Source organism: Streptomyces sp. NPDC088730 (genome assembly GCF_044751215.1).
Lineage (GTDB): Bacteria > Actinomycetota > Actinomycetes > Streptomycetales > Streptomycetaceae > Streptomyces.
The window spans coordinates 506,850-523,951 of record NZ_JBIVLK010000002.1; the positions used below are offsets into that span (position 1 = coordinate 506,850).

The 17,102-nt window shown below is 71.2% G+C and carries 12 protein-coding genes; 7 read left to right on the forward strand and 5 right to left on the reverse strand.

Translation table 11 applies throughout. The features are described from left to right. The first annotated feature begins 222 nt into the window (after positions 1 to 222). From ACIP89_RS09035 to ACIP89_RS09045, 3 genes are all read left to right on the forward strand, one after another. Entirely contained in the window at positions 223 to 1,149 is a 927-nt protein-coding gene (locus ACIP89_RS09035; RefSeq protein ID WP_401922913.1) for a DUF3027 domain-containing protein, read from the forward strand. A 570-nt stretch (positions 1,150 to 1,719) separates the two neighbouring features. Beyond that, positions 1,720 to 4,926: a sacsin N-terminal ATP-binding-like domain-containing protein gene (locus ACIP89_RS09040; protein ID WP_402114569.1), complete on the forward strand. Its 3,207-nt coding sequence runs from the start codon at positions 1,720 to 1,722 to the stop codon at positions 4,924 to 4,926. Between the two features lie 163 nt (positions 4,927 to 5,089). Further along, positions 5,090 to 5,833, forward strand: coding sequence for a calcium-binding protein (locus ACIP89_RS09045; RefSeq protein WP_401922916.1), 744 nt, complete (start codon positions 5,090 to 5,092; stop codon positions 5,831 to 5,833). Positions 5,834 to 5,860: 27 nt separating this feature from the next. Here the strand turns inward: ACIP89_RS09045 and ACIP89_RS09050 are convergent, their stop codons facing one another. Together ACIP89_RS09050 and ACIP89_RS09055 are read right to left on the reverse strand one after the other, a co-directional pair. Then, positions 5,861 to 8,344 (reverse strand): HAD-IC family P-type ATPase, encoded by a 2,484-nt coding sequence (locus tag ACIP89_RS09050; RefSeq protein ID WP_401922918.1) that lies wholly within the window; start codon positions 8,342 to 8,344, stop codon positions 5,861 to 5,863. A 114-nt stretch (positions 8,345 to 8,458) separates the two neighbouring features. Further along, positions 8,459 to 8,767, reverse strand: coding sequence for a DUF2530 domain-containing protein (locus tag ACIP89_RS09055; protein ID WP_401922921.1), 309 nt, complete (start codon positions 8,765 to 8,767; stop codon positions 8,459 to 8,461). A gap of 185 nt (positions 8,768 to 8,952) precedes the next feature. On the opposite strand from ACIP89_RS09055, the gene ACIP89_RS09060 reads away from it, so the two are divergent. After that, on the forward strand, positions 8,953 to 10,407 hold the full coding sequence (locus ACIP89_RS09060; protein WP_401922923.1) for an NCS2 family permease: 1,455 nt from the start codon (positions 8,953 to 8,955) through the stop codon (positions 10,405 to 10,407). Between the two features lie 54 nt (positions 10,408 to 10,461). Here ACIP89_RS09060 and ACIP89_RS09065 read toward each other — a convergent pair whose 3' ends face one another. Further along, positions 10,462 to 10,668 (reverse strand): ribbon-helix-helix protein, CopG family, encoded by a 207-nt coding sequence (locus ACIP89_RS09065; protein WP_389207718.1) that lies wholly within the window; start codon positions 10,666 to 10,668, stop codon positions 10,462 to 10,464. Between the two features lie 145 nt (positions 10,669 to 10,813). Here ACIP89_RS09065 and ACIP89_RS09070 point away from each other — a divergent pair, with 145 nt between their 5' ends. Beyond that, complete coding sequence (locus ACIP89_RS09070; protein WP_024491321.1) at positions 10,814 to 11,254, forward strand: MarR family winged helix-turn-helix transcriptional regulator; 441 nt, start codon at positions 10,814 to 10,816, stop codon at positions 11,252 to 11,254. A gap of 96 nt (positions 11,255 to 11,350) precedes the next feature. Beyond that, the gene (locus ACIP89_RS09075) at positions 11,351 to 12,685 is read left to right on the forward strand and encodes an MFS transporter (protein WP_401922926.1); all 1,335 of its coding nucleotides are present in this window, start codon (positions 11,351 to 11,353) and stop codon (positions 12,683 to 12,685) included. Positions 12,686 to 13,129: 444 nt separating this feature from the next. Here ACIP89_RS09075 and ACIP89_RS09080 read toward each other — a convergent pair whose 3' ends face one another. Beyond that, positions 13,130 to 14,125, reverse strand: a complete 996-nt coding sequence (locus ACIP89_RS09080; RefSeq protein ID WP_401922929.1) for an aldo/keto reductase — start codon at positions 14,123 to 14,125, stop codon at positions 13,130 to 13,132. A gap of 454 nt (positions 14,126 to 14,579) precedes the next feature. On the opposite strand from ACIP89_RS09080, the gene ACIP89_RS09085 reads away from it, so the two are divergent. Continuing rightward, positions 14,580 to 15,875 carry a right-handed parallel beta-helix repeat-containing protein gene (locus ACIP89_RS09085; RefSeq protein WP_402113927.1) on the forward strand — a complete coding sequence of 432 codons (1,296 nt, stop codon included), beginning with the start codon at positions 14,580 to 14,582 and terminating at the stop codon, positions 15,873 to 15,875. A gap of 201 nt (positions 15,876 to 16,076) precedes the next feature. Here ACIP89_RS09085 and pip read toward each other — a convergent pair whose 3' ends face one another. After that, the gene (pip, locus tag ACIP89_RS09090; protein ID WP_402113930.1) at positions 16,077 to 17,051 is read right to left on the reverse strand and encodes a prolyl aminopeptidase; all 975 of its coding nucleotides are present in this window, start codon (positions 17,049 to 17,051) and stop codon (positions 16,077 to 16,079) included. Positions 17,052 to 17,102: the final 51 nt, after the last annotated feature.

The window sequence follows — 17,102 nt, forward strand, 5'->3', positions numbered from 1 at the left end:
GGCGGAGAGGGTAGCGTGCGTAGCGCGCCACCGGCGGTTGTTCTTGGCCGCGCGCCTCTCGGTGATCCCGCAGAATGGATTGCAGAAGGTGCGCCCGAGGCAGGCACAACGGGTGTGGACGTCGACGCGGCCCCCAGGTCCGCTCCGCCCGCAACCGAATGGCTGAAATCGATGGATGTGCTGGCGCGCTCGTGAGACTGGCGTAGGAGAGAAGCGAGACCTGTGAGTGCTGCGACGACGAGAAGCCGTACGGCCCGTACCCCTGTTCCCGACCGGTTGTGCGCCGAGGCCGTAGACCTCGCCCGCGCGGCGGCCGAGGAGGCAGCCGCGCCAGGGGTCGTGGGTGAGCATGTGGCCGTGGTCCCCGAGGGGGACCGGGTCGTCACGCACTACTTCGAGTGCAAGGACCCCGCCTACCGGGGCTGGCGCTGGGCGGTGACGGTCGCCAGGGCCTCCCGGGCGAAGAACGTCACGCTGGACGAAACGGTGCTGCTGCCGGGCGACGACGCGCTGCTCGCACCGGAGTGGGTGCCGTGGAGCGAGCGGCTGCGGCCGGGCGACATGGGGCCGGGCGACCTGCTGCCCACGGAGGCGGACGACCTCCGGCTGGAGCCCGGTTACACCGGTGACGACGAGCCGCCGCCCAACTCCCCGGTCTCCGGTGAGCTGGCCGAGCTCGTCGAGTCGGAGGACGCGGAGCTGACGACCCGCCCGGGGACCCCGCGACGCGGTTCGATCGCGTCCGTCGCGGACGAGCTCGGGATGCGGCGTGCGCGGGTGCTGTCGCGGTACGGGCTGTACGCGGCGGCCGACCGCTGGGACGAGGGGTTCGGCGCGAAGACGCCGATGGCCCAGGCGGCGCCGGCCACCTGTGTGTCCTGTGCCTTCCTGGTGCCGCTGGCGGGTTCGCTGAAGCAGGCCTTCGGGGTGTGCGCGAACGAGTTCGGTCCGGCGGACGGGCATGTGGTGTCCCTGTCGTACGGCTGCGGTGGGCATTCGGAGGCCGCGGTGATGCCGAAGCCGCCGAAGCCGGCGCCGCATGCGCTGGACACGATGCGGGTGGACGAGTATCCGCTTCGTCCGGCGCGGGATTCCGGCTCCGTGCCGGCGGAGCCGGACGCGCCGTCGGAGGACCTCGGCCACTCCTGAGGCTTCCGCCGCGGGTTCCGGTGCGCTTGTGGGGTGCGGGGTGCGGGGTGCGGGGTGCCCCGGCGAACCGGTTCCGTCCTCAATCGCCGGACGGGCTGGGTTGTGCGGGTGCTCCGCTGGGTGCGGGTGCGCCTGCCCGGTGGGTGGGGGTTCGGGGTCCCTCCGGGGCGTCTCCTCAAAAACTGGCGTGGCGACCGGAGACGTAGCGGGGGCCGGGTAGTACGCCATTTTTCTGCGGGGACGCCCCTGCACGCCCCCGAACCCGGGCCGTCCCGCGTCTGCAGACGCGAGTGACGCAGGGGTGGGGACGTGCAGGGGGGTCCCCGCAGGGAATGGCGTACGACCCGGGTCCCTCGCGGTCCGGGGTGAACACGCCATTTCCGAGGAGACGCCCCGGAGGGGCACCACCCCCCACCCACCGGGGGCAGGCGCACCCCGCAGCGGCGGAGCACCCCGCACAACCCAGCCCGTCCGGCGATTGAGGACGGAACCCCCGCGCCGGGACAGGGCGCACACTGGGCAGCGCGCGGTACGCGTACGGACCACGGACGAGGGAGTCACAGCGTGAGCATGAATGCGACCGAAGGGGCCGACCCATTCGGCACCGCACGGCTGCGGCGCCGCGTGCTCGACGCCTGGGGCGCCGGACCCGCCCGCTTCCGGGAGGACGCCAACGCCGAGGAGGACCTCGCACTCGGCGGCTACCGCGACCGCCTCGTCGTCGAGCTGGCCCAGAACGCCGCCGACGCCGCCGCCCGCGCCCAGGCACCCGGCCGGCTCCGGCTCACCCTGCACCCGGCGACCGCGACCGCTCCGGCGGTCCTCGCCGCCGCGAACACCGGCGCGCCCCTGGACGCCACCGGGGTGGAGTCGCTGTCCACGCTGCGCGCGTCCGCCAAGCGCGAGGGCCACGAGGGGGCCGTCGGCAGGTTCGGCGTCGGGTTCGCCGCCGTGCTCGCGGTGAGCGACGAGCCCGCCGTCATCGGCCGGCACGGCGGCGTGCGCTGGTCCCTGGCCGAGGCTCGCGACCTCGCCCGGGACGCCGCCATCGGCAGCCCGGGGCTGGGCGACGAACTGCGCCGCCGCGACGGACACGTACCGCTGCTCCGGCTCCCGCTGCCCGCGGAGGGCACCGCTCCGGAAGGCTACGACACCGTCGTCGTCCTGCCGCTGCGCGACGGCGGCGCGGAGGACCTGGTCGGCAGGCTGCTCGCCGCCGTGGACGACGCGCTGCTGCTCACGCTGAGCGGGCTCGACGAGATCGTCATCGAAACCCCGGACACCACAAGGACGTTGAGCCGCTCGCAGCACGGCCCGTACGTCCACGTAGACGACTCGGAGCGCGGCACGAACCGCTGGCGCACCGTCGCCCGGCACGGCCCCGTGGAGCCCGCCCTGCTCGTCGGCCGCCCGCTGGAGGAACGGCTGCGCCCGCACTGGTCGGTGACCTGGGCCGTCCCGGTGGACGCGGAGGGCGCCCCGGTGCGCCCCCGTACCGCACCCGTCGTGCACGCGCCGACGCCCACCGACGAACCGCTCGGCGTCCCCGCCCTGCTCATCGCCTCGCTGCCGCTCGACACCACCCGCCGCCACCCCGCGACGGGCCCGCTCACCGACTTCCTGGTGCAGCGCGCGGCCGACGCGTACGCCGAACTGCTCGCCGACTGGCAGCCGGTCTCCACCGCCACCATCGCGCTCGTGCCCGGACCGCTCGGCAAGGGCGGGCTGGACGGCGCGCTGCGCGCCGCGATCCTGGAGCGGCTGCCGCGCGTCGCGTTCCTGGAGCCCGCCGCGCCGCGCGATCCCGCGGCCGAGCCCGACCGCTGGGACAGCTGGGACGCCGGGACCGAAGAGGGCCGCAAGGCCACCACCGCGCTGCGGCCGCTGGAGGCCGAGGTGCTGGAGGGGGTCGGCGCCGGGACCGTCGCGGTGCTGGCGGAAGTGCTGCCCTGCCTGCTGCCGGCCGGTCTGGAGCGCCGCGTCGAGCTGCGCACGCTGGGTGTCGCCCGGGTGCCGCTGACCGAGGCGATCGACCGGCTCGCCGGTCTGGAGCGCGATCCGGGCTGGTGGCGGCGGCTGTACGACAGCCTGGCCGGCATCGACCCGGACCGGCTCTCCGGGCTGCCGGTGCCGCTCGCGGGCACGGCCTCCCAGGGCGGCGACCCCGAGGCCCCGGCCGTTCCCCGCACCACCATCGGCCCCCGGCAGATCCTGCTCCCGCTCCCGGACGCGCTGACCGGGCCGGTCCTGGACCGGCTCGCCCGGCTCGGGCTGAAGGTCGCCCACCCGGACGCCGCGCACCCGCTCCTGGAGAGGCTGGGCGCCCTGCCCGCCACCCCGCGCGCCGTGCTGACGACCCCGCAGGTGCGGGCCGCCGTCGCCGGTTCGCTGGACGCGGGCGAGATCTGGGACGAGGACGCGCTGGACGGCGACGAGCTGGTGGACACCGTCCTCACGCTCGTCCGGGACGCGGAGCTGCTGCCCGGCGACGAGCCCTGGCTCGGCGCGCTGGCCCTGCCCGACGAGGACGGCGAGTCCGCCCCCGCGGGTGAACTCGTGCTGCCCCAAAGCCCGTTCGCCGCCGTCATGCGCGAGGGCGAACTCGCCCTGTGCGACGAGGAGCTGGCCGAGCGCTGGGGCGAGCAGCCGCTCACCGCCTGCGGGGTGCTGGCCACGTTCGCGCTGGTACGGGCCACCGATGTGGTGCTGGACCCGGACGAACTGGAGCCCCGCGACGGAGACTTCGCGGAGTCCGACGACGCCGGGCTGCTCGACGCCGTGGACGTCTGGTGCGAGGACATCCTGGACCAGCTCCCGGACACCGTGGTGCCGCCCGTCGCCACCGAGCTCGTCGCCGTCCGCGACCTCGACCTGGTCGACGACGAGGCCTGGCCCCAGGCGCTCGCGATGCTGGCCCGCCCCCCGCTGCGCGATGCCCTGACCCAGCCGGTGCGGGTGCTCCTCCCGGACGGCACCACGCAGTCCGTGCGCCCGTACACCGCCTGGTGGCTGCGTGACCACCCGGTGCTGGACGGCCGCCGCCCGGCGGGCCTGCGCGCGGACGGGGGCGATCCCCGGCTGAGGGGCCTGTACGACTCCGTGGACGCGACGGGCTTCGACGACGCCGAGGTGCTGCGCTCGCTCGGCGTACGGACCTCGGTCGCCGCCCTGCTGGACGAACCCGGCGGTGCGGCCGAGCTCCTGGGCCGGCTCGCGGACGGGGACCGCACGGTCGGTCCCGTACAACTGCACTCCCTGTACACCGCCCTGGCCGAGCTGGAACCGGAGCAGGTCACGCTGCCGGACGAGCTGCGGGCCGTGGTCGACGGCGAGGTACGGGTGGTCGACGCGGCGGACGCGGTGATCGCGGACGCCCCCGATCTCCTGCCGCTGACCGCGGGGCTGCCGCTGCTGCCGGTCGCCCCGGCGAACGCGGCGGAGCTGGCCGAGCTGTTCCAGGTGCGGCGGCTCGGCGAGAGCGTCGAGGCGGAGGTGACGTCAGAGGGCGAGGAGCACCAGGTCCCGGAGCCGGTGCGGGTACTGCTCGGCCCCGGCACCCCGGACACTTACGTCGAGCACGGCGAACTGCGCGCGGGCGGCGTCGAGCTGGACTGGCGCCGCACCCCGGACGGCACGGTGCACGCCGCCACCCTGGAGGGCGTCGCGGCGGGCCTGGCCTGGGCGGCGGGCCAGTGGCCGCGCCGCTTCGAGGTCGCGGCGCTGCTGGAGGACCCGTCCCGCACCGCCGAACTGGCCCGGGACCGCTGGTTCGACTGACGGTTCGGCCCCACGATTTCGGGGGCTTCGCGAAATCTTCATATTCGCGTGCAACCCTTCACATCCCTCGCGTGTCTGGTCTGTTGAGCCATTCCGGCTCAACAGACCGATCGGCCCCGCCGGTGCGCTCGCGCACCAGGGGCCCTTTCCCACAGGGAAACACATGCGCATGCGTACCTCTGCGACCGTCGCCGTCGGTGCTCTGGGCCTGCTGGCCCTCGCCGTACCGGCTGCCCAGGCCAACGGCCACTACGGCGACACCGCCATCACCAAGGTGACGGTCAACGGTGGCAAGAACGTGGTGGTCGGCACCAGCGCCGTCAAGAAGTTCACCGTCGCGGTGACCGCCAAGGACAACTCCGGCATCGAGGGCATCGACATTGAGCTGGTGGGCCCCGGATTCGGCTACCTGACGCCGGACAGCACCAAGTGCTCCGGGAGCACCTGCACCGCCTCGTTCACCGTCGCCCCCAAGGTGGACCTGCCGTACTCCAACGACGTCGCCGGCACCTGGTACGTCAACGTGTGGGCGGACGCCAAGGACGGCGACTACAACTGGAAGGACAAGGCCGGCAGCTTCAAGTTCCAGCGGGCGGCCACGCAGACCGTCAACGCCGCCCCCGAGCCGGTGAAGAAGGGCAAGACCCTCACGGTCACCGGCAAGCTGGCGCGGGCCAACTGGGACGACTTCAAGTACCACGGCTACACCGGCCAGTCGGTCAAGCTGCAGTTCCTCAAGAAGGGCAGCAAGACCTGGAGCACGGTGAAGACCGTCAAGACGAGCAGCACCGGCACCCTGAAGACCACGGTGAAGGCCTCGGTCGACGGATACTGGCGCTACAGCTTCGCCGGTACGGCCTCCACTCCGGCCGTCAACTCCGCGGGTGACTTCGTCGACGTGAAGTAGCCGCCGCGGTGGGCCGCCGCCTCCCCGCTACACGGGGAAGTGGCGGCTCACCAGGCGCCAGGCGTATTCCAGTGCCGCGGAGGCGATCACGGCGATGCCCACCGCCGTCCACGGCATCTGCGCACCGACCAGCTTCAGCGCGAAGAAGTCCTGGAGCCAGGGCACCACGAGCACGATCAGGAACGCCACCCCCATCGACGCCACCAGGCAGATCCGCCACCAGGTGTAGGGGCGGGCGATGATCGCCAGGACCCACATCGAGACCAGGAACAGCGTGAGGGTGGCCGCGCTGGTCTCCGCGTCCAGCGAGCCGGGGCCGGTGTAGACGTGCCGGGCGATCAGGTACGTCGCGAAGGTGGCGGCGGCCGCGATGGTGCCGGACGGGATCGCGTACCGCATGACGCGTCGCACGAAGTGGGGGTGTGCGCGCTCCTTGTTGGGGGCGAGGGCGAGGAAGAACGCCGGGATGCCGATCGTCAGCGTCGACAGCAGGGTCAGGTGCCGGGGCAGGAACGGGTACTCGACCTGGAAGCAGACCACCAGGACGGCCAGCAGTACCGAGTAGACGGTCTTGGTCAGGAACAGGGTGGCGACCCGGGTGATGTTGCCGATGACCCGGCGGCCCTCGGCCACGACGGACGGCAGCGTCGCGAAGCTGTTGTTGAGCAGCACGATCTGGGCGACCGCGCGGGTGGCCTCGGAGCCGGAGCCCATCGAGACGCCGATGTCGGCGTCCTTGAGGGCGAGGACGTCGTTGACGCCGTCGCCCGTCATCGCGACGGTGTGGCCGCGGGACTGGAGGGCGGCGACCATCTCCCGCTTCTGCTGCGGGGTGACGCGGCCGAAGACGGTGTTCTCCTCCATGGCGGTGGCCATGGCGTCGGGGTCCGTCGGCAGCTTGCGCGCGTCCATGGTGTGTTCTGCGCCCGGCAGCCCGAGCTTCGCGGCGACGGCGCCGACCGAGACGGCGTTGTCGCCGGAGATCACCTTCGTGGCGACCCGCTGGTCGGCGAAGTAGGCGAGCGTCTCCCGGGCGTCGGGCCGCAGCCGCTGCTCCAGGACGATCAGCGCGCTCGGGTCCGCCCCGGTCGCGGTCGCCGGGTCGTCGAGCGGCCCGTCCACCCGGGCCAGCAGCAGGACGCGCAGGCCCTGCTGGTTGAGCTGTTCGATCTCGCCGAGTGCCGGGTCGTCCTCGGGGAGCAGCACGTCGGGGGCGCCGAGGAGCCAGCCGGAAGTCTGCCCCGCCGCCTCCTCGAAGGCGGCGCCGCTGTACTTGCGGGCCGAGGAGAACGGCAGCGCCTGGGTGACGCGCCAGCCCTCGCCGTCCGGGACCGGGTAGGCGTCGATGATCGCCTGGAGGCTGGCGTTGGGCCGCGGGTCCGAGGCGCCGAACGCGGCCAGTACGCGGCGCAGGTACGGCTCGTCGGCGCCGTTCAGCGCGCGCACCTCGGTGACGTCCATGCCGCCCTCCGTGAGGGTGCCGGTCTTGTCCAGGCAGACGACGTCGACCCGGGCCAGTCCCTCGATGGCGGGGAGTTCCTGGACCAGGCACTGCTTGCGGCCCAGCCGGATGACGCCGATCGCGAAGGCGACCGAGGTCAGCAGGACCAGGCCCTCCGGGATCATCGGGACGATGCCGCCGACGGTCCTGGCGACGGAGTCCTTGAAGTTGTGGTCCTTCACGACCAGCTGGCTGAGGACCAGCCCGATCGCGGTCGGGATCATCATCCAGGTGACGTACTTGAGGATGGTGGAGATGCCGCTGCGCAGCTCGGACTCGACGAGCGTGAAGCGGGAGGCCTCCTCCGCGAGCTGGGCGGCGTAGGCCTCGCGGCCGACCTTGGTCGCGGCGAAGGCGCCGCCGCCCGCGACGACGAAGCTGCCGGACATCACCGGGTCGCCGGCGCGCTTGAGGACCGGGTCCGCCTCGCCGGTGAGCAGGGATTCGTCGATCTCCAGGCTGTCGGCCTCCGCGACCGTGCCGTCGACCACGACCTTGTCGCCGGGGCCGAGCTCGACGAGGTCGCCCAGGACGATCTCGGAGGTGGAGATCTCGGCGGCGACTCCGTCCCGGCGCACGGTGGGTTTGGCCTCACCGATGACCGCGAGGCTGTCCAGGGTCTTCTTGGCCCGCCACTCCTGCACGATGCCGATGCCGGTGTTGGCGATGATCACGAAGCCGAAGAGGCTGTCCTGGATCGGCGCGACGAACAGCATGATCACCCAGAGCACGCCGATGATCAGGTTGAACCGGGTGAAGACGTTGGCGCGGACGATCTCGCGCACGGACCGGGAGGAGCGGACCGGGACGTCGTTGACCTCGCCCCGGGCGATCCGCTCCGCGACCTCGGCCGCGGTCAGCCCGCGCCCGCCGCCGGGTGCCGGGGGCCCGGCCGGGTGCACCGGATCGAGTTCGCTGCCGGCGTCGGTCATCACCGGCCGGTCGGCGCCGGAAGGCGCGGAGGATCTGTTCGGCTCATCCCCGGAGGGGTCGAGTGCCCGCTGAGTCATGGTTCAGACGGTACGGGTGGAACGTCCGGTTCACCCACCGGGTGGTCCGAAGATCAGACCGGGGGAGGACGGGAATCGTCCCGTGGTGGTACGGACCCGCGCCGCGGTCCGCTCTCAGGCGGTGGCGCCGGGGGTGGCGTCTGGGGTGCCCCCGGAGCCGGTCGGCGGGGTGGCGGCGGTCGCGGCGGCCCGCTTGAGCGCGGCGTCGCGTCCCCGTACGTACCAGATGCCGATCAGGCCGAGGGCGCCGCCGGCCAGGCACGTCCACACCCACCACAGGTGCCCGTGGTCGTCGAACCAGCCGTAGAACGGGAGCTGGACGAGGAAGAGGACGAACCAGAGGATCGTGCCGCCCGTGATGGTGGCGACGACGGGCCCCTCCAGGGGCTCGGGTGCCTCGTGCTTCGGTGTCCACTTCGCCATGCAGTCAGTGTATGCGGCGTGTGCATAAGAGCGGCCAGGCCAGTCGGCCCAAGGGTCTACGCGCGGAGATAGCGATCTTCGCCTTATGTATTCATACTGAATCTGCTTATGGCTGTCTCGAATTATTCGTGTGAACATCCAAAGCTGACCATATTGAGCCCCTCTAGGTACGACTGAGGTCATACATGTCCCCCTCGGCCACCGCTTCGGTCGACGCCACGCCTCCCCCGGCTCCCCAGCCCTCCGGCGGCCTGGACCGTTTCTTCAAGATCTCCGAGCGGGGCTCTTCGGTCGCGCGTGAGATCCGTGGCGGATTCGCCACCTTCTTCGCGATGGCGTACATCATCGTGCTGAACCCGATCATCCTCGGCAGCGCGAAGGACATGTACGGGCACCAGCTCGACAGCGGCCAGCTGGTCACCGCGACGGTGCTGGTCGCCGCGTTCTCCACGCTCCTCATGGGCGTCATCGGCAATGTGCCGATCGCGCTGGCGGCGGGCCTCGGCGTCAACACCGTCGTCGCCCTCCAGCTCGCCCCCCGGATGAGCTGGCCCGACGCGATGGGCATGGTCGTCCTCGCGGGCATCGTGGTCATGCTGCTGGTCGCGACCGGGCTCCGGGAACGCGTGATGAACGCCGTACCGACCTCGCTCCGCAAGGGCATCGCGATCGGCATCGGCCTCTTCATCCTGCTGATCGGCCTGGTCGACTCGGGCTTCGTCTCCCGCATCCCGGACGTCGCGCACACCACCGTCCCGCTGCAACTCGGCGGCGACGGCCACCTCAACGGCTGGCCGGTCCTGGTCTTCGTGCTCGGCGCGCTGCTCACCCTCGCGCTGATCGTCCGCAAGGTGCCGGGCGCGATCCTGATCTCCATCGTCGCGATGACGGTGGTCGCGCTGATCATCGACGCGGTCGCGGACCTGCCGGGCGAGGCCTGGGGCCTGACCGTCCCGCAGTGGCCGGGCAACCCGGTCTCCTCGCCGGACTTCGGGCTGATCGGCGAGGTCAGCCTGTTCGGCGGCTTCCACAAGGTCGGCGTGCTGACCGGCATCCTGTTCGTCTTCACCGTGCTGCTGTCCTGCTTCTTCGACGCGATGGGCACCATCCTCGGCGTCGGCGACGAGGCCAAGCTGATGGACAAGGACGGCAACTTCCCCGGCATCAACAAGGTGCTGTTCGTCGACGGCATCGCGGTCGCGGCGGGCGGCGCGGGCTCCGCCTCCGCGGGCACCTGCTTCGTGGAGTCCACGGCGGGCGTCGGTGAGGGAGCCCGCACGGGCTTCGCGAGCATCGTGACGGGTCTGCTGTTCACGGCGGCGCTGTTCCTGACCCCACTGGCGACCATGGTCCCCTCGCAGGCGGCCACTCCGGCCCTGCTGGCGGTGGGCTTCCTGATCATCTCGGGCTCGGTGCGGGACATCGACTGGAGCGACTACACGCTCTCGATGCCGGCCTTCCTCGCCATGGTGATGATGCCGTTCACGTACTCGATCACCAACGGAATCGGCATCGGCTTCATCGCGTTCTGCGTGCTTCGGCTGGCCGCCGGGCGCGGTCGCTCGGTGCCGTTGGCCATGTACGCGGTCTCCGCGGTCTTCGTCTTCTACTACGCGATGCCGGCGCTCGGCCTCACGTAACGCTCCGCCGCGAACGGGCGGACGCGCGAACGGACGGACGGGCGGCCGAGGGGGTCAGGTGACCTCCTCGGCCGCCCGTCCGTCCGCTCCGTAGAACTTCTCCGTCTCGTCGACGGCCGCCTGGAAGCGCTCGTCGAAGTCATCGCGAATGAGCGTCCGGACCACGTAGTCCTGGACGCTCATTCCGCGTCTGGCGGCGTGCCGCTTGAGCCGGTCGAGCAGCTCACCGTCTATCCGCAGGCTGAGCACTGTCGATCCCATGCCAAGCAGGGTTACGTTTCCCGGGCCCGACACGCGTGACTTTCCGGAACTGACTCACTCGTTTGGGTGATCGATTGGTGATCCGGGTCTCGCGCGTGTACCACCGAGTGGTCTTTAGGGTAGGTAATGAGTTACGCTAACAAACATGCCTGACCTGATCCACGACGGCGACAGTGCCGCCGCCGTGAGCTCCCTTCGTTCCGCCGTCATGCTGCTCGGCCGGCGCCTCAAGCACCAGCGTGTCGACGAGTCGCTGAGCCCCACCGAGATGTCGGTGCTCGGCACGCTCGCCCGCTGCGGTTCGGCCACCCCCGGTGAGCTGGCCCGCAAGGAACATGTGCAGCCGCCGTCGATGACCCGCATCGTCGCGCTGCTGGAAGCGAAGGGACTTGTCAGACTGGAACCGCACCCCGATGACCGTCGTCAGAAGATGGTCAGCCAGACCGAGCAGGCCGAGGCCATGCTCGCCGAGAGCCGCAACAAGCGGAACGCCTGGCTGACCACCCTCGCCGAAGGCCTGGACGAGGACGAGTGGGAGACGCTTCGCAACGCGGCCCCCGTGCTGGAGAAGCTCGCCCACCTGTAGCGGAGCGGGCCGCGCCGGACCATCACCGGCGCACCGCCCCCGCCGCCGCATCCCCGTCAGTCAGCAAGATGTCCACGCCCGAGGAGGCGAACCCTTTTGAGTACGGGATCCGGAGCAGACTCCGCCCCCGCACCGACTTCCACCCACGAGAGCAAGCCCGGCGGGACCTTCTCGTCGCTGAAGATCCGTAACTACCGCCTGTTCGCAACCGGCGCCGTGATCTCCAACACCGGTACCTGGATGTCCCGCATCACGCAGGACTGGCTCGTCCTGAGCCTCACCGGGTCCGCCACCGCCGTCGGTATCACCACGGCACTCCAGTTCCTCCCCATGCTGCTCTTCGGCCTCTACGGCGGCGTCATCGCCGACCGGCTCCCGAAGCGCAAGCTCCTTCTCTTCAGCCAGGCCGCGCTGGGCCTGTGCGGTGTCGCGCTCGCGGTGCTCACGCTCTCCGGTGTGGTCCAGGTGTGGCACGTCTACCTGATCGCGTTCCTGCTCGGCATGGTCACGGTCGTGGACAACCCGGCCCGCCAGTCGTTCGTCTCCGAGATGGTCGGCCCCGCCCAGCTGCGGAACGCGGTCAGCCTGAACTCGGCGAACTTCCAGTCCGCCCGGCTCATCGGTCCCGCCGTCGCGGGTGTGCTCATCACCTCGGTCGGCAGCGGCTGGGCGTTCATGTTCAACGGCCTGTCGTTCCTCGCGCCGCTCGTCGGCCTGATGATGATGCGCACGAGCGAGCTGCACAAGGCCGTGGTCGTACCGCGCGCCAAGGGCCAGCTGCGCGAGGGGCTGCGCTACGTCTCCGGCCGCCCGGAGCTGATCTGGCCGATCGTCCTGGTCGGCTTCGTCGGAACGTTCGGATTCAACTTCCCGATCTGGCTGACGGCCTACGCGGACGAGGTCTTCCACGGCGGCGCCGGGATGTACTCGTTCTTCAACATCCTGATGGCGGCCGGCTCCCTCGCCGGCGCCCTCCTCGCCGCCCGACGCCGCTCCTCGCGGCTGCGGATGCTGGTGGCGGCGGGTACGTTGTTCGGCCTGCTGGAGGTCATCGCCTCCATGTCGCCGTCCGTCTGGATGTTCTCGATCCTGCTGGTCCCGATCGGCATGATCGGTCTGACGACCAACATCAGCGCGAACACCAGCGTCCAGATGGCCGCGGACCCGGCCATGCGCGGCCGGGTGATGAGCCTGTACATGATGGTCTTCGCCGGCGGTACGCCGGTGGGCGCCCCGATCGTCGGCTGGATCAGCGATACGTACGGCGTCCGGACCGGGATGGCGGTCGGAGGCGCGTTCTCGCTGGTGGCCGCGCTCGGTGTCGGCTTCATGCTGGCCCGCGTCGGCGGCCTGCGGCTCAAGGTCGACCTGCGGCCCGGCCGCCCGCACGTACGGTTCGTGCCGCGCGAGCAGCTGGCCACGGCGGCCTGAGTCCCCGTACACACACGATTACGGCCCCGGTACCGGGGAGACCCGGTACCGGGGCCGTATCGCGTAGGGGCGGGCGTCAGGGGGTGGGCCCGGGCCGCTCGGACATCATGTCCGGGGTGCGTGCGTCGCCGGTCCGGCCATCTCGGTCCTGCCGGTGTCCACGGCGGTCGTCGTGCCCGCTCCTCCCCGCTGCCGCACAGGTGCGGGCGCGGGCAGCCGCGTCGTACGGCGATACGCACGGAGACCGGGACACGCCGGTGACCGTATGCGGTCGTGCGGGCCTGGCCGCCGGGGCGGTGAGCGGGGCGGTTACGCTCGTCGGGTGGACCCCAAGACCCGAAACCGCATCATGGCGGCCGTGCTCGTGCTCATGTTCGTCGTCGTCGCGGCGGCGGCCGCCCTCGGCTGATGAGCCGGTGAGGACGGCCGCGCCTGCGCCGGTGCCTACCAGGCGAAGTTCTCCGGGGACGGGCCCGGACCCGGGAAGATCTCGTCCAGGGCCGTCAGCACCTCGTCCGACAGCTCCAGCTCCACCGCGCGCAGCGCGGAGTCGAGCTGCTCGCGGGTGCGCGGACCCGAGATCGGGCCGGTGACGCCGGGCCGGGTCAGCAGCCAGGCCAGACCGGCCTCGCCGGGCTCCAGTCCGTGCTTCTCCAGCAGGTCCTCGTACGCCTGGACCTGCGCCCGCACCTTCGGGTCCGCGAGCGCCTCGCCGGAGCGGCCGGAGGTGGACCGGGCGCCGCCGCCGTCGCGCTCCTTGCGGATGGCGCCGCCGAGCAGTCCGCCGTGCAGCGGCGACCACGGGATGACGCCGAGGCCGTACTCCTGGGCGGCCGGGATGACCTCCATCTCGGCCCCCCGCTCCATCAGGTTGTAGATGCACTGCTCGCTGACCAGCCCGTAGCTGCCGCGCTGCTTGGCGACCTCGTTGGCCTGCGCGATCTTGTAACCGGCGAAGTTGGACGATCCCGCGTAGAGGATCTTGCCCTGCTGGATCAGTACGTCGATGGCCTGCCAGATCTCCTCGACGGGGGTGGACCGGTCGACGTGGTGGAACTGGTACAGGTCGATGTGGTCGGTCTGCAGCCGCTTCAGGCTGGCGTCCACGGCCCGGCGGATGTTGAGCGCCGAGAGCTTGTCGTGGTTGGGCCAGGCCTCGCCGTCCGCGGCCATGTTGCCGTAGACCTTGGTGGCGAGGACGACCTTGTCGCGGCGGGCGCCGCCCTGGGCGAACCAGGTGCCGAGGATCTCCTCGGTACGGCCCTTGTTCTCGCCCCAGCCGTAGACGTTCGCGGTGTCGAAGAAATTGACACCCGCGTCCAGGGCGGCGTCCATGAGTGCGTGGCTGTCGCTCTCGTTGGTCTGGGGGCCGAAGTTCATCGTCCCCAGGACGAGGCGGCTGACTTTGAGTCCGGTGCGTCCGAGCTGCGTGTACTTCATGGAGCCAAGCCAACGCCTTGGAGTCCGCTCGAAGCAAGGGCGGACTTCCGTGGCACGCCGGGACCGCTCCGTCGTACGGACCCTGGAGCGGCTGCGCGCCGAGCCGCGCGGCGGACGACTCCGCTGTTCACAATCATGATTATGTTTCAGATACATGTCCATTGACGTGAACATGAGGTACATCTATCGTCCATGGAAAGCGCTTGCGCCACGCGAAGACGGTTCCTCTCTGTGGAATCTGTTCACGGATTCGAACAAACACGGTGCCACGACTGAAGCCTCGGCAGAAGGGGTGCTCACGTTCTTTCCTGACGCGGCCGAGGCCGCGCCCGTGCCGGGATCGCCATGCCGCAGCGCAGTCGCCCGAGCCGCCGCCCCCAGAGGCGGGCCGGGTCACCGTACGAACCCGCCATACCAACTCGTCGAACGAACCAACCCCACCTGGAGTCGAACGATGCAGATCAGACCCGTCATCGCATGCGTGAGCCTGCTGGCCGGCGCACTTGCCGTCGTGACCGGCACGACCGCTCAGGCCGCACCCGCCCTGAACCGGGCCGGAGAGTCGCCCGCCACGTGCGCGAGCGCCGGTGCGGGCGGCAGGTCCTGCCTGTCCGGCCTCAAGGCCCTCGGCGGCGGAGCCCCGGCCGCCACCGGCGCGCTGGACGCCACCGCTCTCTACGTGGCACCGGACGGCACCGACGGCGCAGCCGGGACGGAGGCCGACCCGACGACACTGGCCTCGGCCATCAGCCGCGTCGGCTCCGGCGGCACGGTCTACCTGCGCGGCGGAACGTACCACTACGCGCAGACGGTCACCATCCCGCCGGGCAACGACGGTTCGCCGAGTGCCCGCACGACCCTGTCCGCCTACCCGGGCGAGAGCCCGGTGCTGGACTTCGCGGAGATGAGCGAGGACCCGGCCAACCGCGGACTCGCCGTCAACGGGGACTTCTGGCACATCAACGGCATCGTCGTCGAGCACGCCGGTGACAACGGGATCTTCGTCGGCGGCAGCGACAACATCGTCGAACACGTCGTGACGCGCTTCAACCACGACTCGGGGCTGCAGATCTCCCGGATCGCCTCGACCACTCCGGACGACCAGTGGCCCGCCAACAACCTCATCCTGAGCTCGGAGTCGCACGACAACGCCGACTCCGACGGCGAGGACGCCGACGGCTTCGCCGCCAAGCTCACTTCCGGCCCCGGGAACGTCTTCCGCTACACGGTGTCCCACAACAACATCGACGACGGCTGGGACCTCTACACCAAGAACGAGACCGGTCCCATCGGCCCGGTGACCATCGAGGACTCCCTCTCCTACGGCAATGGCACCCTCTCGGACGGGACCGTGAACGCGGACGGTGACCGCAACGGCTTCAAGCTCGGCGGTGACGGCATCAAGGTCGACCACGTCGTACGCCGGAACATCGCCTACGACAACGGCCATCACGGATTCACGTACAACAGCAACCCCGGCTCGATGACGGTCTCGGACAACGTCGCGATAGACAACGAGGAACGCAACTTCTCGTTCGACAAGGGCACTTCCGTCTACCGCGACAACACCTCCTGCCGCAGTGGCAGCGGCTCGAACGACAAGACGGTCGGCGACGCCGACGGTTCGAACCAATTCTGGACCGGCTCGAACGGCTCCCGGTGCTCCTCGTACGACGGAGCCATGGACTGGTCGTTCGCTGCGGACGGCCGCCTCGTCGTGACCTTCGGCGGCACCGTCGTGACGCCGTAAACCGACCGACGGCCGGTGAAGGGCGGGGCGGGCCCGGCCCCGCCCTTCACCGGGCGCGAGCGGACTGCCGGCGGACGGTCGGCGCGGGTGCCGGGTCGCCGGGACGGTTCTCGGCCAGGACGGGAACTCCGACACGAGCGATACCCGACCCATGACGGCTCAAGCGCCGGCTGCCGGTCCCCTGTCCGGTGGGACGGGCCCCTACCCCGCGAACCGGTCCAGCGCCGCCAGTACCGCCCGGCTCGTCGCCGCCCCGCCGAGGTGCCCCGCGTCGTCGATCACGGTCAGTTCCGCGTCCGGCCACGCCTTCGCCAGCTCCCACGCGGTGATCAGTGGGCCGCCCAGGTCGAACCGGCCGTGCACCAGCACGCCCGGGATTCCGGCCAGCCGCCCGGCGTCCCGGATCAGCCGGCCCTCCTCCAGCCAGGCGCTGTGCGAGAAGTAGTGCGCGCAGATCCGGACGAGCGCCCGCTGCGCACGTCCGGGCCGCCCGCTGTACGGCGCCGGTCCGGTGTACGCCTCCTGGGAGAGCACCGCGTCCTCCCAGGCGCACCAGTCGGCGGTCGCCCGCGCCCGTACCTCCGGGTCCGGGCTCTCGGTGCGCCGGGCGTACGCGGCGAGCACGTCGGGGGTCGCGTCGCTCGCGGCCTCCGGGACCCCGGCCCGGAAGGCGTCCCATGCCTCGGGGAAGATCCGCCCCACGCCCCGGTAGAGCCAGTCGATCTCCGAGCGGCGGGTCGTGGTGACGGCCGGGATCACGATCTCGCTGACCCGCTCCGGATGCTGCTCCGCGTAGGCGAGGATCAGCGTCGAGCCCCAGGAACCCCCGTACAGCAGCCAGGTGTCGATGCCCAGCCGGACGCGCAGCCGTTCCATGTCCGCGATCAGCCGGTGCGTCGTGTTGAACCGCAGCTCTGTGGCCGGGTCGCTCGCGTGCGGGGTGGAGCGGCCGCACCCCCGCTGGTCGAAGAGGATCACCCGGTAGCGGTCGGGGTCGAAGTACTGCCGGGGCCGCTCCGTGCACCCCGAGCCCGGTCCGCCGTGCACGACGACGGCGGGTTTGCCCGCCGGGTTGCCGCACGCCTCCCAGTAGACGAGGTTGCCGTCCCCGACATCGAGCATTCCCCGCTCGTACGGCTCGATCGGCGGGTACTTCTCGTCCGGGCGGCGGTGCATGGCGGTGTCTCCCTCGGTTCGGCGGCGCGCGAAGGGGGACCGCGCGTCGAG

Coding starts and splice junctions, on each gene's coding strand:
- ACIP89_RS09040 (WP_402114569.1), top strand. CDS start 1,720: ATGAATGCGACCGAAGGGGCCGACCCATTCGGCACCGCACGGCTGCGG.
- ACIP89_RS09045 (WP_401922916.1), top strand. CDS start 5,090: ATGCGCATGCGTACCTCTGCGACCGTCGCCGTCGGTGCTCTGGGCCTG.
- ACIP89_RS09050 (WP_401922918.1), bottom strand. CDS start 8,344: ATGACTCAGCGGGCACTCGACCCCTCCGGGGATGAGCCGAACAGATCC.
- ACIP89_RS09055 (WP_401922921.1), bottom strand. CDS start 8,767: ATGGCGAAGTGGACACCGAAGCACGAGGCACCCGAGCCCCTGGAGGGG.
- ACIP89_RS09060 (WP_401922923.1), top strand. CDS start 8,953: ATGTCCCCCTCGGCCACCGCTTCGGTCGACGCCACGCCTCCCCCGGCT.
- ACIP89_RS09065 (WP_389207718.1), bottom strand. CDS start 10,668: ATGGGATCGACAGTGCTCAGCCTGCGGATAGACGGTGAGCTGCTCGAC.
- ACIP89_RS09070 (WP_024491321.1), top strand. CDS start 10,814: ATGCCTGACCTGATCCACGACGGCGACAGTGCCGCCGCCGTGAGCTCC.
- ACIP89_RS09080 (WP_401922929.1), bottom strand. CDS start 14,125: ATGAAGTACACGCAGCTCGGACGCACCGGACTCAAAGTCAGCCGCCTC.
- ACIP89_RS09085 (WP_402113927.1), top strand. CDS start 14,580: ATGCAGATCAGACCCGTCATCGCATGCGTGAGCCTGCTGGCCGGCGCA.
- pip (WP_402113930.1), bottom strand. CDS start 17,051: ATGCACCGCCGCCCGGACGAGAAGTACCCGCCGATCGAGCCGTACGAG.